This window comes from Knoellia aerolata DSM 18566, assembly GCF_000768695.1.
GTDB lineage: Bacteria > Actinomycetota > Actinomycetes > Actinomycetales > Dermatophilaceae > Knoellia > Knoellia aerolata.
Map to the genome: position 1 here is coordinate 21,282 of NZ_AVPL01000015.1, position 18,407 is coordinate 39,688.

17 protein-coding genes and 3 tRNA genes are annotated in these 18,407 nt (G+C 72.6%); 8 read left to right on the top strand and 12 right to left on the bottom strand.

The features are described 5' to 3' along the window. Window positions 1–33 precede the first annotated feature (33 nt). A complete protein-coding gene (ribA, locus tag N801_RS07730) occupies window positions 34–627 on the top strand; it encodes a GTP cyclohydrolase II RibA (RefSeq protein WP_052112747.1) in 594 nt (197 codons plus the stop codon). Window positions 628–1,222: 595 nt separating this feature from the next. On the opposite strand, the gene N801_RS07735 is transcribed toward ribA, so the two are convergent. Next, a tRNA-Phe gene (locus N801_RS07735) sits at window positions 1,223–1,296 on the bottom strand. Between the two features lie 186 nt (window positions 1,297–1,482). On the opposite strand from N801_RS07735, the gene N801_RS07740 reads away from it, so the two are divergent. Then, a complete protein-coding gene (locus tag N801_RS07740; protein ID WP_084108491.1) occupies window positions 1,483–2,493 on the top strand; it encodes an aldose epimerase family protein in 1,011 nt (336 codons plus the stop codon). Window positions 2,494–2,591: 98 nt separating this feature from the next. Then, window positions 2,592–3,515 carry an NADP-dependent oxidoreductase gene (locus N801_RS07745; protein ID WP_035935840.1) on the top strand — a complete coding sequence of 308 codons (924 nt, stop codon included), beginning with the start codon at window positions 2,592–2,594 and terminating at the stop codon, window positions 3,513–3,515. Between the two features lie 10 nt (window positions 3,516–3,525). Here N801_RS07745 and N801_RS07750 read toward each other — a convergent pair whose 3' ends face one another. From N801_RS07750 to N801_RS07770, 5 genes are all read right to left on the bottom strand, one after another. Further along, a complete protein-coding gene (locus N801_RS07750; protein WP_035935844.1) occupies window positions 3,526–4,149 on the bottom strand; it encodes a LysE family transporter in 624 nt (207 codons plus the stop codon). 76 nt (window positions 4,150–4,225) lie between these two features. Beyond that, window positions 4,226–4,302, bottom strand: a tRNA-Asp gene (locus tag N801_RS07755). A 25-nt stretch (window positions 4,303–4,327) separates the two neighbouring features. Beyond that, window positions 4,328–4,400, bottom strand: a tRNA-Glu gene (locus N801_RS07760). A gap of 163 nt (window positions 4,401–4,563) precedes the next feature. Then, entirely contained in the window at window positions 4,564–4,938 is a 375-nt protein-coding gene (locus N801_RS07765) for a GntR family transcriptional regulator (RefSeq protein ID WP_035935846.1), read from the bottom strand. 83 nt (window positions 4,939–5,021) lie between these two features. After that, entirely contained in the window at window positions 5,022–6,074 is a 1,053-nt protein-coding gene (locus N801_RS07770; protein ID WP_035935849.1) for a PHP domain-containing protein, read from the bottom strand. 48 nt (window positions 6,075–6,122) lie between these two features. Between N801_RS07770 and N801_RS07775 the strand changes: the two genes are divergently transcribed. Continuing rightward, on the top strand, window positions 6,123–7,469 hold the full coding sequence (locus N801_RS07775) for an alpha-hydroxy-acid oxidizing protein (protein ID WP_035935851.1): 1,347 nt from the start codon (window positions 6,123–6,125) through the stop codon (window positions 7,467–7,469). A 210-nt stretch (window positions 7,470–7,679) separates the two neighbouring features. Here the strand turns inward: N801_RS07775 and N801_RS07780 are convergent, their stop codons facing one another. The 4 genes from N801_RS07780 to N801_RS07800 all read right to left on the bottom strand — a co-directional run bounded on the left by N801_RS07780 (window position 7,680) and on the right by N801_RS07800 (window position 12,232). Beyond that, window positions 7,680–8,897 carry a cysteine desulfurase-like protein gene (locus tag N801_RS07780; RefSeq protein ID WP_035935855.1) on the bottom strand — a complete coding sequence of 406 codons (1,218 nt, stop codon included), beginning with the start codon at window positions 8,895–8,897 and terminating at the stop codon, window positions 7,680–7,682. A 24-nt stretch (window positions 8,898–8,921) separates the two neighbouring features. After that, window positions 8,922–9,704 carry a hypothetical protein gene (locus N801_RS07785; protein ID WP_156996611.1) on the bottom strand — a complete coding sequence of 261 codons (783 nt, stop codon included), beginning with the start codon at window positions 9,702–9,704 and terminating at the stop codon, window positions 8,922–8,924. Between the two features lie 126 nt (window positions 9,705–9,830). Beyond that, window positions 9,831–10,799, bottom strand: coding sequence for a PQQ-binding-like beta-propeller repeat protein (locus N801_RS07795; protein WP_035935864.1), 969 nt, complete (start codon window positions 10,797–10,799; stop codon window positions 9,831–9,833). Next, window positions 10,796–12,232, bottom strand: coding sequence for a GuaB1 family IMP dehydrogenase-related protein (locus N801_RS07800; RefSeq protein ID WP_035935867.1), 1,437 nt, complete (start codon window positions 12,230–12,232; stop codon window positions 10,796–10,798). The genes N801_RS07795 and N801_RS07800 overlap by 4 nt, the downstream gene beginning before the upstream one ends. Window positions 12,233–12,271: 39 nt before the next feature. Here N801_RS07800 and N801_RS07805 point away from each other — a divergent pair, with 39 nt between their 5' ends. Then, window positions 12,272–13,525 (top strand): DUF445 domain-containing protein, encoded by a 1,254-nt coding sequence (locus N801_RS07805; protein ID WP_035935869.1) that lies wholly within the window; start codon window positions 12,272–12,274, stop codon window positions 13,523–13,525. A 101-nt stretch (window positions 13,526–13,626) separates the two neighbouring features. Here N801_RS07805 and N801_RS07810 read toward each other — a convergent pair whose 3' ends face one another. Both N801_RS07810 and N801_RS07815 read right to left on the bottom strand, forming a co-directional pair. Further along, window positions 13,627–14,055 (bottom strand): hypothetical protein, encoded by a 429-nt coding sequence (locus tag N801_RS07810; RefSeq protein WP_052112748.1) that lies wholly within the window; start codon window positions 14,053–14,055, stop codon window positions 13,627–13,629. Between the two features lie 121 nt (window positions 14,056–14,176). After that, window positions 14,177–14,965, bottom strand: a complete 789-nt coding sequence (locus N801_RS07815) for a DUF1295 domain-containing protein (protein ID WP_035935872.1) — start codon at window positions 14,963–14,965, stop codon at window positions 14,177–14,179. Between the two features lie 107 nt (window positions 14,966–15,072). On the opposite strand from N801_RS07815, the gene N801_RS07820 reads away from it, so the two are divergent. Genes N801_RS07820 through N801_RS07830 form a run of 3 tightly spaced genes read left to right on the top strand, consistent with a single transcriptional unit; the run spans window position 15,073 to window position 18,382 of the window. Beyond that, window positions 15,073–16,353, top strand: a complete 1,281-nt coding sequence (locus N801_RS07820; protein ID WP_035935967.1) for an NAD(P)/FAD-dependent oxidoreductase — start codon at window positions 15,073–15,075, stop codon at window positions 16,351–16,353. Next, on the top strand, window positions 16,350–17,129 hold the full coding sequence (locus tag N801_RS07825) for a DUF1365 domain-containing protein (RefSeq protein ID WP_245618294.1): 780 nt from the start codon (window positions 16,350–16,352) through the stop codon (window positions 17,127–17,129). The genes N801_RS07820 and N801_RS07825 overlap by 4 nt, the downstream gene beginning before the upstream one ends. Next, window positions 17,126–18,382, top strand: coding sequence for an SAM-dependent methyltransferase (locus tag N801_RS07830; protein ID WP_035935875.1), 1,257 nt, complete (start codon window positions 17,126–17,128; stop codon window positions 18,380–18,382). Before N801_RS07825 ends, N801_RS07830 begins: the two co-directional genes overlap by 4 nt. Window positions 18,383–18,407: the final 25 nt, after the last annotated feature.

An 18,407-nucleotide genomic window follows, 5' to 3' on the forward strand; every position in this document is an offset into this window, starting at 1 on the left:
TTGAGCAGACCAGCGGTTCGTCAGGAGGTGCCGATGGGCCTATCCGTCGGCGGACGCCCTGTCCGGGCGGCGGCACTGTCGTTCTCGGGTCTGGATGACGACGCGGACCACTTTGCGCTGGGACTCGGGCCTTGGCGCCGCGAGCTGGACCGGTCGCGGGGGCCTGGAGGTTCCCTGATGGTGCGCCTGCACAGTGAGTGCCTGACCGGAGACGTCTTCCGGTCCGACCGGTGTGACTGCGGAGCTCAGCTCCAAGAGGCTCTGGAACGACTGGTCGACCGGGGTGGCCTGCTGCTCTACCTCCGGCAGGAGGGGCGTGGGATCGGGCTGGCCGCCAAGCTCGACGCCTACGCACTGCAGGACAGCGGTCTTGACACCTTCGCCGCCAACGAGGCGCTCGGCTACGCACCTGACGCCCGCGACTACCTGGTCGCGGCCCAGATGCTCCGAGCGCTCCGCGTCGGAGGTGTGTCGCTCCTGACCAACAACCCGGACAAGGGGGCCCAACTGGCTCAGTACGGCATTCAGATCGACGGCATGGTGCCAACGGCCACCCACTTGACAGACCGCAACGAGGCATACCTCAGGTCGAAGGCCGAGGTGTGCGGCCATCACCTGTTCGTGTGAGGACGGGTCGAACCCTCATGGCCGGCCGGTTCTTCGAGGTCGGCTTGCCGCGGACAGGGAGGCCCGCCGCGGGGAGCTGATGAACCTGCGCTGGGCCGATGTCCACCTCGGTGACGAGCCTGAACCAGGCGCGTTCGCGCAGCTGGCGGGACCTTGGCGGGCGAGCTCGCCGCCGCGCGGGCCTGTCTGGAGCGCGCGGTTGACCTTGCCCAGCGTTGCCGCGACGCCCGCACGGCCGCCGGGGCGCGCACCCACTTGGCGCGACTGCTGCAGCGATGCCCGCACGGCCGGCGTGGCGCTGCATTGGCCGAGCAGGCCGCGACATTTGGTCGCGAGTGCAGGCGGACCGGGACGGCGCCGCGCCGTCAGATGATGTACTCGCTGACCTGCGACCCGACGTCCCGCTCCACCGAAGCGCACACCTGTTGTCCCACAGGGTTCCCTTGATGCCGAGATTTCGTGCAACATCCCGTGCAACATCTCACGGCGAATCGGGGTACATCGCGGTCTCTCACGGTATCTCGCCGATCGAACGCCCGACGCCCGGAATAACAAAGACGCAGGTCAGAAGGCATCTGACCTGCGGCTGGGGGGGTGGCCAGGGACGGGGTCGAACCGTCGACCTTCCGATTTTCAGTCGGACGCTCGTACCAACTGAGCTACCTGGCCGCGTCGTCACAGGCCGTCGTCGGCGCGTGGCCTGGCCTGCTCAAACAGATCGCCAGGTCACCCCGGCGTGCCAGAACTATAACGCATGCCCGGAGGGCCGCTGGAGCCCCCGGGCTCGTACGGTGGGAGCGACTGCACCGTGCCACCCCGCGACGAGGAGACCCCATGCGACGACACTTCGGATCGATGCCGGGTGGGGAACCGGTGTCTGCCTTCACCCTCGCGAGCGAGACGGGCCTGGAGCTCACCGTCCTCGACCTCGGGGCCACGGTGCAGAGCATTCGGCTCCCCAACGGCGAGGGCCGGTCCGTGGAGGTGGTGCTGGGTTACGACGACGTGGCCGGCTACGTCTCGCCGACCAACCCCTACCTCGGGGCGACGGTGGGCCGCTACGCGAACCGCATCGCCGGGGCGTCGTTCACGCTCGACGGAGTGACGTATGCCGTCTCCGCCAACGAGGGCCCGACCTGCCTCCACGGCGGGGTGGACGGTTTCCATGCGCGGGTGTGGACGGTCACGGACCACGGGCCGGACAGCCTCACGCTGGAGCTCGTCAGCCCCGACGGGGACCAGGGCTTCCCCGGTCAGCTGACCGCGCGGGCGACCTACGTCGTCGCCGGCGGCGACGTCAGCGTCGACTACGAGGCCACGTGCGACGCTCCCACGGTCGTCAGCCTCACCAACCACGCCTACTTCGCCCTCGGTGGCCCTGACGGTGGTGGCGTCGACGCACACGTGCTCAGCGTCCAGGCGGACGAGTACCTCCCCGTCACGACGGCCTCCACTCCCGAGGGCCGGACGGAGCCGGTCGCCGAAACGCCGCTCGACCTCAGGACGCCCGCCCCTCTCGGGCCGCGGGTCAGGTCCGCGCACCCGCAGGTGGCGAGGGTGGTCGGCATCGACCACACCTTCGTCCTGGGTGGGTCCGGCACCCGCACCGCTGCCCGGCTCGAGCACCCGGCCACCGGCCGTGCACTCGAGGTCGACACGGACCAGCCCTCGATTCAGGTGTACACCGGCAACCGGCTCGACGGGACGCTCGCCGGACGGGAGGGCCGGCTCCTGCGACAGGGCGACGGCATCTGCCTCGAGACCCAGCAGTACCCGGACGCCCCGAACCAGCCGAGCTTCCCCTCGGCGGTCCTGCGCCCGGGGGAGACCTACCGGTCACACACCCGCTGGACCTTCTCGTCCTGACGCCCACCCGGGGCCGACGGCCGCCCGGGCGCCTCGCCCTGGCCGTGAGGAACGCGCGCAAGGAATGCGGACGACCTCCCGGCACGTTGGCCCTCTCCATGCGCGCCATCACCTACAGCCAGTACGGCTCCCCCGACACCCTCACCCTCACCGACGTCGCCGACCCCCGGGTGGGACCCGGCGAGGTCCTCATCCGCGTCCGGAGCGCCTCGGTCAACCCGGTCGACTGGAAGGTCGCTGCCGGGTACCTCGACGGGCTCATGCAGGTCGACTTCCCGGCGATCCCCGGCTGGGACGTCGCGGGCGTCGTCGAGGCCGTGGGCCTGGACACCCCCGAGTACGCCGTCGGTGACGAGGTCATCGCCTACGCCCGCAAGGACTGGGTGCAGCACGGCACGTTCGCCGAGCTCGTCGCCGCACCCGTGCGCACCGTCGCCCGCAAGCCGGCCAGCCTCGACTGGAACCAGGCCGCAGGGCTCCCGCTCGCCGGCCTCACGGCATACCAGCTGCTCAAGCGGTTGGGCACGAGGGAGGGCGACACCGTCCTCGTCCACGCGGCCGCCGGCGGGGTCGGCATCCTCGCCGTCCAGATCGCGACCGCACTCGGCGCCCGCGTCATCGGCACGGCCTCCGAGGGCAACCACGAGTTCCTGCGGGGCTACGGCGCCGAGCCGGTCTCGTATGCCGCCGGGCTGGCCGAGCGCGTCCGTGTCCTTGCGCCCGACGGCGTCGACGTCGTCGCCGACTTCGTCGGCGGAGTGCTGGAGACGACGCTCGCAGTGCTCGCGGACGGCGGTCGGCACGGCTCGGTCACCGACCCGAGCGTCGAGCCTGCCGGCGGGATCTCGGCCTGGGTCCGACCCGACTCCGCGGACCTGCAGGCGCTCGCGGACCTCGCGGACGAGGGCCGGCTCACCGTGCCCGTCGCCGAGGTGTTCGCCCTCGAGGACGCTGCCAAGGCGTTTGAGCTGAGCCAGGGCGGGCACGTCCGCGGCAAGATCGCGATCGAGGTCAGCCGCTGAGCCGGCGCGGTCAGTGAACGGCGGCGAGCAGCACGCCGACACCGACGAAGAGGCCGCCGAACGTCCTGTTCATCGCCCGCTGACCGCGCGGGGTGCTCGTCACCCGACGCAGACCCCGCGCGGCCGTGGCGAAGAAGCACCACATGACGACGACGTCGATGACGACGATCGTCGCCGCCAGCACGGCGTACTGCGGCAGCAGGGGACGGTCGGGTCGGGTGAACTGCGGGATGAAGGCCAGGAAGAAGACGAGCGCCTTCGGGTTCGTGAGGTTGACGAGGATCCCGCGCCGCACCATGGCCGCCGGCGTCCTCGTGCCCGTCGTCGTGGGCTCGCCGTCGTCGGTGACCGCGCGCGAGCGCCACTGCCGAACGCCGAGGTAGACGAGGTAGCCGGCACCGGCATAGCGGATGGCACCGAACACAGCGGGTGAGCTCGCGACGAGGACGCCCAGCCCCGCGGCGACGAGGACGATGTGGGTGACGAGGGCGATCTGCTGGCCGAGGATCCCCCAGATCGAGCGGGTCCACCCGACGCCCAGCGAGTTGGCCATCGTGTTGATGGCCCCGGCGCCGGGGGTGAACGAGATGAGCACCCCGGTCACCACGAGGGACAGCCAGACCGACCATGACATGGCCGTCAGGTTAGGCCGTCGCCCGTCCGGAGATGCGGAGAGGCCCACACCTGCTGGTGTGGGCCTCTCGCTGTGCTGGCGACCCCGACGGGACTCGAACCCGCGACCTCCGCCGTGACAGGGCGGCGCGCTAACCAACTGCGCTACGGGGCCTTGCGGTTGCAAGACCGTTACTGCGTATCCCCAACGGGATTCGAACCCGTGCTACCGCCGTGAAAGGGCGGGGTCCTGGGCCGCTAGACGATGGGGACCCATCACGTGACGGGAACCCACGTCGCGCAGCGCGCAGCGCTCGGATCCGTCGTGGACTCGGAAAGCATAGGGGACGATCGCGCCCATTCCAAAACGAGCCCGGACGTGTGCCACGCGACTCGTCGTATGCCGTCCCACGCAGCGCGTGGGACCGTCTGCGCCTCAGGTGCGCGCCTCGCGGAGCGCTGCACGCACGAGGTCCAGGGCAGCTGCCTCGCTCAACCCGGCCCGGGTGGCGTCGGCGGCGAAGGCGACGGCGCTGCGTCGCAGGGCGGTGTCGGTGGCGTGCCCCCCGCCGGCGACCACGGTGCCGGCCCGCCGGCCCGTCGTCACGAGGCCCTCGGTCTCGAGCTCCTTGTAGGCCCTGGCGACGGTGTTCACGGCGAGGCCGAGGTCCCCGGCCATCGCGCGCACCGTGGGCAGGTGGTCGCCCTCGGCCAGGACGCCCTGCTCGATGAGCGCGGCAAGCTGCGCCCGCACCTGCTCGTAGGAAGGACCCGAGGCGTCAGGGTCCAGCGTGATGCGGAGGTCGCCCATGAGGAGAGTGTGTCAACCCGGTCCGCGGATCGGGGCGAATCCGTCGCGATCCGCGGGACCCCGGACGGGGGCGCGACCCGAGGTCAGTGGGGGTTGGCCCAGGCGTGGACGCGGTCGGCGTCCCACGTCGTGACGATGCGGTCCCACGGCACCCCGAGCCGCTCGGCGCGCTCGCAGCCGTAGGCCTTCATGTCGAGCTGCCCCGGCGCGTGGGCGTCCGAGTCGACCGAGAACAGGCACCCGATCTCGAGGGCCAGCTCCACGAGCTCGTCCGGGGGGTCGCAGCGCTCCGGACGCGAGTTGATCTCGACCGCCGTGTCGCCCTCGAGGCAGGCCTCGAAGACCGCCTGCGCGTCGAAGTCCGACGGGGGGCGCTTGCCCCGTGAGCCCTCGACGAGCCGCCCCGTGCAGTGGCCGAGGACGTTGACCCTCGGGTTGAGGACCGCCGCCACCATCCGCTTGGTCATGGGGCCGGAGTTCATCCGGAGCTTGCTGTGGACCGACGCGGTCACGAGGTCGAGCCGGCCGAGCATCGCGTCGGTCTGGTCGAGGGAACCGTCGTCGAGGATGTCGACCTCGATCCCCTTGAAGAGCCGGAACGCCTCTCCCACACCACGGTTGATCGCGTCGACGATGGCGATCTGCTGGGTGAGCCGCTCGGCGGTGAGCCCGTTGGCGACCCGCAGCTGGGGGGAGTGGTCGGTGAGGACCATCCACCGGTGGCCGAGCTCGATGCCCGTCAGCACCATCTCGTCGATCGGCGACCCACCGTCGGACCAGTCGGAGTGGAGGTGGCAGTCGCCCTGCAGCGCGGCATACAGGTCCTCGCCCCCGGCCACGAGCGGACCGCCGCTCTTGTCCTGCAACGACGAGAGGTATGCCGGCAGCTCACCTCTCACGGACTCCTCCACCACCGCGGAGGTCGACTTGCCGATGCCGGGGATGTCCTGGAGGGTGCCGGCGCGGGCGCGCTGCTCGACCTCGTCGTCGCCGATCCCCTTGAGCGCCTTGGCTGCGCCGCGGAACGCCTCGACGCGGTAGGTGCCGGCGCGGGTGCGCTCGAGCAGGAAGGCGATGCGGCGCAGGGCGTCGACCGGGTCGACCGGGGCCTCGAGCGGGGGGAGGAGCGCAACCATGGCCTCAGTCTCGCCCACGTCACCGACGCCCGCCGATAGCGTGGCACCGTGACTGAGCAGACCCTCCCCGAGGCCGCGGTCGGACCCGGGCGCGCGCGCCAGAGCGCCATCTACCGTCGCGGCACGTTGGGGCAGGCCCCCCGCGTCCCGACTGCCCCCCACGAGCTCGAGGGGCGAGCCCGTGACGCCATGAGCGACCGGGCCTGGGCGTACGTCGCCGGCGGTGCAGGTGCCGGTGCGACGATGCGGGCAAACCGGGCGGCGTTCGACCGGTGGCAGATCGTCCCGCGGGTGCTCCACGGCCACACCACCCGGGACCTCCGCACCGAGGTCCTCGGGACGCCGCTGTCGGCGCCGGTGATGCTCGCCCCGATCGGCGCCGCGGAGCTCGTCGCCCGAGAGGCCGACGTCGCGATCGCGCGCGGGTCAGCGGCGGCCGGGACGCCGTACATCGTGTCGACGCAGGGCTGCTCACCGATGGAGGCGACCGCCCGGGCCATGGGGGAGGTGCCGTGGTGGTACCAGCTCTACTGGTCCACCGACGAGCGCCTCGTCGACTCGCTCATCGGGCGGGCCGAGGCGGCCGGGGCGCGGGCGCTCGTGGTCACCCTCGACACGACGATGCTCGGCTGGCGGACCGCCGACCTCGACCTCGGGTCGCTGCCGTTCACGCAGGGCATGGGCATCGCGCAGTACACCTCCGACCCCCGCTTCATGGAGATCGTCAGGGAACGGGTCGCCGCGGCGGGGGAGGCGGCGTCACCGCTGGCCGGGACCGCAGGGGTGGAGAAGGTCCGGGCCGTGGCGGGCGGCGCACGGACGCTGCTCAACCAGTCGCGTCGCCACCCCGGTGGGGTGCGGGACAACCTGCGCTCACCGGTGCCGCGCGCGGCCGTCGAGACCTTCCTCGACATCTACTCGAACCCGGGTCTGTCCTGGCAGCACATCGAGACGTTGCGCGAGCGGACGACGCTGCCGGTGCTGCTCAAGGGGATCCTCCACCCTGACGACGCGGCCAGGGCGTTCGAGGCCGGTGTCGACGGCGTCATCGTGTCCAACCACGGCGGTCGGCAGGTCGACCGTTCCATCGCCTCGCTCGACGCCCTCGTGGCGATCCGCGAGCGGGTGGGGCGTGAGCCGGTCGTCCTGGTGGACAGTGGGATCCGCACCGGCGCGGACGTCTTCGTGGCGCTCGCCCTCGGCGCGGACGCGACCCTCCTGGGGCGGCCGCACGTCTACGGGCTGGCGCTCGACGGGGCGGACGGCGTGCGCGACGTCATCGACGACGTCGTCGCCGAGCTCGACCTCACGATGGGGCTCACCGGGGCGCAGAGCATCGCCGACATCACCCGCGACGCGTTCCTCGTCCCGGCGCCGGCGCCGGCGGCACGCTGACCTTCCCGGTTCGCGCTGTGCACTGCTGCGCTCAGCGGCAGCAGCGCACAGCGTGTGTGGTGGTCGGCCCGGCGGAGTGTGCACTGCTGCGCTGGGGCGCAGCAGTGCACAGCGGCGCGCGAGGACGTGGGGGCGGCGTCGTTCTCGCCGCAGTCGGGCGGGTCGGCTCGCTGGCGCTCGCCGAACGTCGTGCGCCATCAGTCGGACGGGTCAGGTGAGGGCGGCGAGGGCGGTGAGGAGGCGCTCGACGTCGTCCAGGTCCGTGTAGGGCGCGAGGCCGATGCGGACCCCGCCCTCGTCGCCGAGGCCGAGGTGACGGGAGGCCTCGATGGCGTAGAAGTTGCTCGCCGGGGCGTTGACGCCGCTCTCGGCGAGGCCCCGGCGCACGTCCTGCGCGGACCGTCCCTCGACGGTGAAGAGCAGGGTGGGGGTGCGCTTGCGCGCGTTGGAGTACACCCGCACGCCGGGCAGCGAGCGCAGCCCGGACTCGAGCCGGTCGAGCAGGCGGTGCTCGTGCTCCTCCAGCGCCTCGAAGCTCGCGAGGATGCGCTCGCGCCGCGACCCGGTCGCCGTGCCGTCGAGTGACGCGAGCACGTCGACCGCGGCGGTGACCCCGGCGAGCAGCTCGTACGGCAGGGTCCCGAACTCGAAGCGCTCCGGCACGGCGTCGGAGGACGGCAGCAGCTTGTCGATCCGGATGCCCTCGAGGAGCTCGGGGGAAGCCGCGACGATCCCGATGTGCGGCCCGAGGAACTTGTAGGGAGAGCAGGTCCAGAAGTCGACACCGAGCGAGTCGAGGTCGACCGAGGCGTGCGCCGTCGCGTGGACCCCGTCGACCCAGTGCAGGGCGCCGACCTCGTGCACGGCCCGGGCGATCTTGCAGACCGGTGGCTTGGTGCCGATGAGGTTCGAGGCCGCCGTCGTCGCGACGAGCCGGGTCCGGTCGGAGAGCAGGGAGGTCACGGCGGCGGAGTGCATCTCGCCGGTCTCGGGCTCGAAGTCCGCCCACCGCACGACCGCACCGACGGCCTCCGCGGCCTGCACCCACGGGCGGATGTTGGAGTCGTGGTCGAGCCGGGTGACGACGACCTCGTCACCGGGAGCCCAGGTCTTGGCCAGCGCCCGGGCGAAGTCGTAGGTGAGCGCCGTCGCGCTGCGCCCGAACACCACGCCTCGCGGGTCGGCGCCCAGAAGGTCCGCCACCGCCCGTCGGGCCTCGCGGACGACGTCCTCGGCGCGACGCTCGCTGGCCGTGACCTCGCCGCGGTTGGAGATCGCGGACACGAGCGTGGCGTGGACGGCGTCGGCCACCGGTGTGGGGGTCTGGCTGCCACCCGGCCCGTCGAAGAAGGCCGCCGGGGCGGAGCCGTCGGGCCCGCCTCGCAGCGCAGGGAAGAGCTCACGGATCGCTGCCACGTCGTAGGTCACCACGACAACGTACCCAGCGCAGCGTCAGGCGCAGGCGGGGGCCGCACCCACGGCAGCGGCGGCCGCGGCATGCGTCCGCAGCGGCGCCTGTGCGTCCCGGACCATGGCGATCCAGCGCCGGTGGTACGCACCCATGTCGGCGTGCTCCTTCTGCTGCATCATCAGCAGGTGGGCCGACCACTGCCGGTGGACCACCGTCCCGGTGGCGACGGCCGACTCGAGGGCCTTGAGGCGGGACGCGCAGGCCGTCGTGGCCGCCACCGGGGGAGCGGCGGACACCGCGGCGGCGCAGGCCCCCTTCGACGCACCCGCTGCCTGCGTGGCCGCCGCGAACTCCCGCTCGTCCGCGGGACCGAACGCCCGCGAGGCCGCCCACTGGGCCTTGGTCGTCGCGAACGACTGGGTGCGCGCATCCCAGGCGAGCTGGGCGGCCACGTGCTGCCTCCAGTGGGTGGCGGAGGTGGCGACGGCGTTCGCGAGCCGGGTCGCCGACGCGACCTCGGCGACACACTTCGCGTGACGCTCGGCGCTCTGGGCCGCGGCCGCGTCCACCGTGGCGGAGGCGGTCGCGGACGGTTCCGGGCTCGACGCCGTGGGGGAGGCACTCGGTGTCGCCGACGCCGTCGCGGTCGCCGACGCCGACGCCGACGCGCTCGCCGACGCCAAGGGACGCGACCCCGCGGTCCCCGGGTCCTCTTCCATGAGGGACGCGACCGCCCACGTGCCCCCGACGAGCACGGCGATGGCCGCCACGGCAGCGATCACGGTGACCCGGCCCGTGGTGCGGGATGACTCGTGCTTCCCCACCGCGTCATCGTGGCACCGCCGTCCCCGCCCCGTGTCCGGTTCCGTGACCTTCTGGCCCGACAACCACCCGGTGGTGCTGGTCCCTCGTGGCCCCCGCCGTCGCCCGACCGGGGGGCGGCGACGTCCTCAGCCGCCCTCGACCCACCCGTAGCGACGGACCACGTCGCCCTCGCGGACGGTCAGTCCCGCGTCGTCGTGGCGCAGCACCGCCAGCGGTTCCCGGCTCACCACCCGACCCGTATGCCGTCCGCGCACCTCGAGCGTCGGCCGACCGTCACCGAAGGGCCACCACCACACCCGGGACCGGGCCGCCGTGACCCGCTCCGGACCGGGGGGAGGCGGCGCCGACGCGCACGGCTCCGACGTCGTCGACGTGGACGTCCGGTCGAGGGTCTCTAAGGTCGTGAGGGCGCACCCGCCGGACGCCTCGGAGCGCAGCGTCAGCCGCCCGTCGGCGCCCACGGACGCCCGCGACGCGGGTCGGAGCACGATGCGGCTCGACGCGGGGTCGACGAGGACCAGCGTGCCGTCCGGGGTCGGCAGGACACCGACGGTCGGGAGGTTGCCGTCGGCCCCGACGACCGGCGCCGAGGTGCCGGTCGCGGTCGGCTGGGGGGTCTGCCAGGACTCGCGCCCGTTGCCGTCGACGCCGATGAGGCGGCACCCGCCGGGGGTCCCCCCGCAGGCCTGCACGACGGTCACGGAAGGTCCGGCGGCCACGAGCGTCAGCGCGTGGGCGGGCGGTCCCTGCCACGTCCAGCGCGAGCGACCGTCCAGCCCGGCGCCGTCGAGCCGGCCGTCCCCGAGGACGAGCAGTCGCCCCGCGCCGATCGCCGGTGCCCCACCGGTGACGGACCCGAGGGTGATGCGGGTCCCGGTGACGAGGTCGACCGCCACGGGGGACCCGGAACCGACGAGCGCGCGGCCGCCGAGCACCTCGCCCGGGACCGCCGCCGTCTCCCACTCACCCTCCAACCCCGAGGTGCGGGGGGTCGTGAGCCAGGCCACCGCGACGACCGCCACGAGGACGAGGACCGGTGTGACGGCATACGCGGTCGTGCGGCGGGACCACCCGCGCGACGATCCGGCGGTCACCAGGACTGGTGCAGCGGTCGCCCCTCGGCGAAGCCGGCGGTGCTCTGGAGGCCGATGGTCGCGCGCTCGTGGAACTCGGCGAGCGTGCGCGCCCCGGCGTAGGTGCAGCTGCTCCGCAGGCCCGAGATGATCTCGTCGATGACGTCCTCGACCGAGGGCCGGGCCGGGTCGACGTACATCCGGGCCGAGCTGATCCCCTCCTCGAACATCGCCTTGCGGGCGCGCTCGTAGGCCGTGTCGGTCGCGGTCCGGTTCCGGACCGCGCGCGAGGACGCCATGCCGAAGGACTCCTTGAACTGCCGCCCGGTCTCGTCGGTGAACAGGTCGCCTGGCGACTCGAGCGTCCCGGCGAACCACGAGCCGATCATGACGTTGGACGCCCCGGCCGCGAGGGCGAGGGCGACGTCGCGGGGGTGACGCACGCCGCCGTCGGCCCACACGTGCCCGCCGAGATCGCGGGCCGCGGTGGCGCACTCGAGCACGGCGGAGAACTGGGGGCGGCCGACGGCGGTCATCATCCGGGTCGTGCACATCGCGCCCGGCCCGACCCCGACCTTGACGATGTCGGCCCCCGCCTCGATGAGCTCACGGGTCCCGGCGGCGCTGACGACGTTGCCCGCGACGACCGGCACCTGCGGGTCGAGGGAGCGCACGGCCTTGAGCGCGTCCAGCATCCGCTGCTGGTGGCCGTGGGCGGTGTCGATGACGAGGACGTCGGCCCCGGCCTCGAGGAGCTGCGTGGCCCTGGCGGCGACGTCGCCGTTGATGCCGACGGCGGCACCGACCCGCAGGGCGCCGTCGGCATCGAGCGCGGGCGCGTAGAGGCCGGCGCGCAGGGCACCCTGGCGGGTGAGCACCCCGACGAGCGTCCCGTCCTCGGCGACGACCGGGGCGAGGCGGCGGCGGGTGCCGGACAGGGTGTCGTAGGCACCGACGACGTCGACGTCGTCGCGGACCGTGACGAGCTCGCGCGACATGACGTCGCGGACCTGGACGAACCGGTCGACGCCGGTGAGGTCGCTCTCGGTGACGATGCCGATGGGCCGGTCGCCCTCGGTGACGATGGCCGCGCCGTGGGCACGCTTGCCGATGAGGACCTGCGCCTCGCCGACGGTGGTGAGCGGGTCGAGGGTGATCGGGGTGTCGAAGACGAGGTGTCGCTGCTTGGTCCAGCCGATGACGTCGCTGACGACCTCGACGGGGATGTCCTGCGGGATGATCGTCAGCGCGCCGCGCCGGGCCGTCGTCTCGGCCATGCGTCGTCCGGCGATCGCCGTCATGTTGGCCACGACGAGCGGGATCGTCGTGCCCGTGCCGTCGTCCGACGCGAGGTCGACGTCGAGGCGGCTCGCGACGTCGGAGCGGTTCGGGACCATGAAGACGTCGTCGTAGGTGAGGTCGTGCTGGGGCTGGAGACCGTTGAGGAACTGCACGGACCCACTCTAGGAGGGGCGTGGGGCAGGATCGTCCCCGTGAGTCTGCTCGCCCCGTCCCCCGCCGACGCGCAGCGCCGCACCGGCCTGCGCCGGATGCGGGCGCTCGCGCTCGGCCTGCTCGTGCTCGCCGCGATCGTGTATGCCGTGACGTTGCGTCACGAGACCGGCTGGCTGGGCTACGTCAACGCCGGCGCCGAGGCCGCGATGATCGGGGCGCTCGCGGACTGGTTCGCCGTGACCGCGCTGTTCCGGCACCCGCTAGGGCTGCCGGTGCCGCACACCGCGATCATCCCCAAGCGCAAGAACGAGATCGGGCGCAACCTCCAGGACTTCGTCACCGAGAACTTCCTCACCGACGAGATCGCCCGCGAGCGACTCGCCTCCGCCCGGGTGGGGGAACGGCTCGGCGCCTGGCTGCTCGTCCCCGGCCACCGCACCCGGGTGATGGCGGAGGTCGTCCGGGTGACCCGGGCCGGACTGGGTCGGCTGTCCGACGACGCCGTCCGCGAGGTGATCGAGGACTTCCTCCTCCCACGCCTGGCGAAGGAGCCGATCAGCCCGATCGCCGGCTCGCTGCTCGAGGGCGTGGTCGGGGAGCGGACCCACCACGGCCTCGTCGACCTCGGGCTGGAGCAGCTGCACGACTGGCTGCGCGACAACCCCGGCACGTTCGCCTCGGTCATCGGGGAGCGGGCGCCATGGTGGTCGCCGCCGTGGGTCGACGACCGGGTCATCGGGTGGAGCTACCAGCAGGTGCTCACCTGGCTGCGGGACATCCGGGTCGCCCCGGGGCACCCGGCCCGGGTCGCGTTCGACGACCTGCTCACGCGCCTGGCGCACGACCTGCAGTCGGACCCGGAGGTCATGGAGCAGGCCGAGGCGCTCAAGGAGCGGCTCCTGTCGCACCCGCAGGTGCCCGACACGGCCGTGGGCCTGTGGCGCTCGTTCGGTTCCGCGCTCGAGTCGGCGATGGACGACCCGACGTCGTACTTCCACGTCCGCGGCGAGGAGCTCCTCGAGCACCTCGGACGCCACCTCGTCGAGGACGAGCCGTGGCGCTCCCGCCTCGAGGGGCACCTCGGCGAGGCGGTGTCCTTCTTCGTCAACACCTACGGCTCCGAGATCGCCGAGGTCATCTCGGTGACCGTCGACCAGTGGGACGGGCGCGAGGCTGCCGAACGCATCGAGCTGCACGTCGGCCGCGACCTCCAGTTCATCCGCATCAACGGCACGATCGTCGGGGCCCTCGCCGGCGTCGTCATCCACGCGCTCAGCTCCGTCGCGACCTGACCCACCCGGGTGACCCGACCCACCCGGGTCGAGAGGTCACGACACCCCGCATGCGCGGACGGCATACGGGGTGTCGTGACCACTCGACGTGGACGCGAGGGTCAGCGCCGGCGCACGTCTCCCCGGTCGCGCACGTCGTCGTCCCGGTCGGACTCCACGCGGTCGGCGCGTCCGTCACCGTCGGTGTCGACGTCCGGGTCGAGCTCGTCGGCGCGCTGGAGCTTCTCCTCGTACTCGGAGCGCGCGGCCACGGCGGGCTCGCGCCGGCGGGCGCCCTCGGTCTCGAGCTTGTCCGCCTCGGCGAGCTTCTGCTCGGCCTCGGCGCGCGCCTGGCGGGCTGCCGCCTCGGCCTGCGTGGCGTGCGCCTCGCGCTCGCGCACGACCTGGGAATGCTCCTGCGCCTCCTCGCGGACCTCGGCGGCCTGCTGGCGCCGGGACTCCACGTTGCGCTTGCGCATCTGCGGGACCAGCAGCAGCGCCAGTGCGATGAGCACGACAGCTGCGATCACCCACCACCAGATGGCGTCCATCCCGATCACACTCCTTCGATGTCGTGGGGACGTGCCCCCACCCCTCGAAACTAGTGAGGTTCGGCCTGCTTCGGCGGCTAGCGTGCGACCCAAACCGACCCTGAGCAGGGCGAACGCGCCGTCAGCCCCGGGTCCGACGACGCGGCGGGAGCGGGAGGAACATCGACGTCCGCTCCATGTAGTCGCGGTACCCGGGCCGCTTCGACATCTCCGACTCGAGCAGCCGGGCGCCCGTCGCGAACGCCAGGAGGTAGGTCATGAGCACCGGCGAGAGCACGGTGAGCACTCCCGGCCACGCCTCCGCCGCGACGACCCACAGTCCCCACCACACGGCCGCGTCGCCGACGTAGTTCGGGTGCCGGGTCCACGCCCACAGCCCGCGGTCCATGATCGCGCCACGGTTGGCCGGGTCCGCCTTGAACCTCGCCAGCTGGGCGTCGCCGAGCGCCTCGAAGGTCACCCCGACGAGGAAGAGCACGACCCCGCCCGCGGCCACCCAGCCGAGCGGGCGGTCCGTCGAGGCCGCGACCTGGATGGGCAGCGAGACGACCCAGGCCGCGAGACCCTGGACGCCGAACACCCGCCGGAGCGCGAACCGGAACCGGTCCTGCTCGGGGACGCCCTCGACGAGCTTCGCGTAGCGCGGGTCCTCGTCGCCGCCGAGCGCCCGGCGCCGGATGTGCCAGGCCAGCCGGCCTCCCCACGCCGTGACGAGCACCGCGAGCAGCAGGGAGCGAGCGGAGTGGGTGCCGACGGCATACGACACCCAGGCGATCGCGACGAAGACCAGTCCCCACGTGACGTCGACGACCGAGAGACGGCCCAGCCGTCGGGAGACGACGGCGGTCACGCCCATGGCCAGCACGGCGGTGAGCAGGGCGCAGAGGGTGACGAGGAGGAAGCGGCTCATCCGCGCACTGTGTCACGCGGAGCCAAGGTGCGTCCGGGGCCCCACGGCACGGCATATTGGTCTCCCGACAGACCCATCCGGTTCCCCGCCGGCGACGAATGGACAGCATGACACCGACCGACGATGCGCCCCGCACCGCCGTCGTGGGGTCCGGCGTGGCCGGCCTCACGGCCGCGCACGTGCTGGCCCGACGCCACCGGGTGACCCTCTTCGAGGCGGACACCAGGCTGGGTGGGCACGCGCACACGCACAACATCGGCTCCGGACCGGGACAGGTCCGGGTCGACTCGGGCTTCATCGTCCACAACGACCGGACCTACCCCCTCCTCGGGCGGCTCTTCGCCGAGCTGGGCATCGCGGTGCGCGACACCGAGATGTCGATGTCGATCTCCGACCCGGCCTCCGGCATGGAGTACGCCGGCGGCCGCGGGATCACCGGCTTCCTCGCCCGCCCGCGCCAGCTCCTCTCGCGCGACTTCGTCACCATGCTCCGCTCGGTCCGACGCTTCCACCACGAGGCGGCGGACTTCCTCGCCGCGACCGACGACACCGACCAGACGACCTACGGGGAGTTCGTGGCCGCCCGCGACTTCCCGGACAGCTTCGTCGAGCTGTATGCCGTCCCGCTCGTGTCGTGCGTGTGGTCCAGCGGTCGCGGCGACGCGATGGAGTACCCGGCCCGCTACCTGTTCCAGTTCCTCGACCACCACGGGATGCTCAGCATCGGTGGGGCGCCCCAGTGGCGGACGGTCGTCGGCGGCTCCGCGACGTACGTCGAGGCGCTCGCGGCGCGGCTTCCCGACGTCCGCCGTGGCCACGAGGTCCTCGCGGTCGAGCGTGACGACGACGGCGTGGAGGTGGCCACGGCGGCCGGGCGGGAGCGCTTCGACCACGTCGTCGTCGCGACCCACGCCGACGACGCGCTCCGCCTGCTCGTCGACGCGACCCCGACCGAGAAGGAGGTGCTCGGCGCCTTCCGCTACTCGCGCAACGAGACGGTCCTGCACCGCGACTCGTCGTTCATGCCGCGCGCACGCTGGGCGCACGCGTCCTGGAACTACCGCGCGGCCGGCCCCGGCCACGACGCCGGCACCACCGGTCCGGTCGTCACCTACGACATGAACCGGCTCATGGGCCTGCCCGCCTCGGACCCGTTGTTCGTCACCCTCAACGCGACCTCCCTCATCGACCCGGCCGCGGTCGTCGCGGTCATGGACTACGCGCACCCCATCCACGACCTCGACGCCGTCCGGGCCCAGCGACGTCGGGACGAGATCACGACGTCGCGCACCGCCTTCGCCGGCGCGCACTGGGGCTGGGGGTTCCACGAGGACGGTGCCCGCTCGGGAGTCGAGGCCGCCCGCGCGCTCGGGGTGGAGTGGTCGTGACCGAGACGCTGCCCGGGACGGGGGTCGTGTCGGTCGAGCTGCCGACGCTGCCCTCCCTCGTCGTCGGGCGGGTCCACCACGTCCGGCACACACCGCTGCGCCGGACCTTCACCAACCGCCACTACCAGTGGCTCCTCGACCTCGACGAGCCCCTGGACCTACCGCGGTGGCTCGGTCCGGTCGCGTCGTTCCGACCGGAGGACCACCTCTCCGGTCCGGCGACCCTGCCCGAGCTCAAGGCGAACGTGCTGCGCTGCCTCGAGCGCGACGGCATACCCACTGAGGGTGTCACTCGGGTCGTCGCGCTGACCCACGCCCGCGTGCTCGGCCACGTCTTCGACCCCATGACCGCCTACTGGTGCCTCACCGCGTCGGGTGAGCTGCGCGGGGTCGTCGTCGAGGTGCACAACACCTACGGCGGACGGCACGCGTATGCCGTCCGGCCCGACGCGCGCGGTGCGGCCTCCGTGGGCAAGGACTTCTACGTCTCGCCGTTCAACGACACGACGGGGGAGTACGCGATCCGCTTCCACCTCGACGCCGAGCGGGTGTCCGTGGCGATCCGGCTCCACCGCGAGGGCGAGCTCGTCTTCACCGCCGTCGTCGACGGGGAGCTCGTCCCGGGAACCCCGCGCGCCGTGGTCGCCACCGTCGCCCGCCACCCGTTCATGACCCAGCAGGTGTCGGCGCTCATCCGGATGCACGGCATCCGGCTGTGGGCCCGACGCCTTCCCGTCCAACGCCGCCCAGCCGAATCACTGGAGACCGTCCGATGACGTCCGAAGCCCTCAGCCCTCTCGAGATGCCCTCTGCGAGAAGGTTCCTCACGCGTGGAGCCGTCGCCCGCACGCTGATCCACCAGATCGTCGCCGGCGTGCCTGTGCGACTGCGCTACCCCGACGGGTCCACCGTGGGTTCGGCCGGGCCGGACGGCCCGACGCTGGACGTCATCCGGCCGGAGTCGATGTACCGGCGGATCGGCCACCACCCCAAGATCGGCCTCGGCGAGGGCTACATGGCGGGAGACTGGCGGGCGGCACCGGGCACCGACCTCGCGCAGGCGCTGCTGCCGTTCGCCGAGCGGATGAGCCACCTGCTGCCGAAGCCGGTGCTCGCGATGCGCCGGCTCGTCGACCGGGCGCTCCCGGCGGCGACCCGCAACACGCTGACCGGCAGCCGTGCCAACATCGAGGCGCACTACGACCTGTCGAACGACCTGTTCGCGGCCTTCCTCGACCCGACGATGTCGTACTCGTCGGCGCTGTTCGACGACTCGCGCCCGCTGGCCGAGCAGGACCTCGTCGAGGCGCAGCACCGCAAGATCGACGCCATCCTCGACACCGCCAAGGTCGGGCCGGGTTCCCGGGTCCTCGAGATCGGCACCGGCTGGGGCGAGCTGTCGCTCCGCGCCGCGGCCCGTGGCGCGGACGTCCTCTCCATCACGTTGTCGCGCGAGCAGCAGGCCCTGGCCCGGGAGCGGATCGCCGACGGCGGCTTCGCCGAGCGGGTCGAGGTCAGGCTCCAGGACTACCGCGAGGTGAGCCCGCGCACCGACGGGACGTTCGACGCGGTCGTCTCCGTCGAGATGATCGAGGCAGTCGGCGAGGAGTACTGGCCGACGTACTTCGCCGCGATCGACAAGCTCCTCGCCCCGGGCGGGACGGCGGTCGTGCAGGCGATCCTCATGGATCACGACCGCTACCTCGCGACGCGCAACTCCTACGGCTGGATCCAGAAGTACATCTTCCCGGGCGGGCTCATCCCGTCGCTCGAGACGATGCGCTCGGTGACAGGACAGCACACCCGGCTCCGGGTGACGGGAGTGCACGCGTTCGGCACGGACTACGCCGAGACGCTGCGTCGCTGGCGGCTGCGCTTCCTCGAGGAGTGGCCGCGGATCGAGGGCGGCGCGTTCGACGAGACGTTCAAGCGGATGTGGGAGTTCTACCTCGCGTACTGCGAGGCGGGGTTCGCCTCCGGCTACCTCGACGTCGCCCAAGTGACGATGACGCGTCCCCGCGCGGCCTGACCTCAGGCTCGGCTGGGTCCGGATC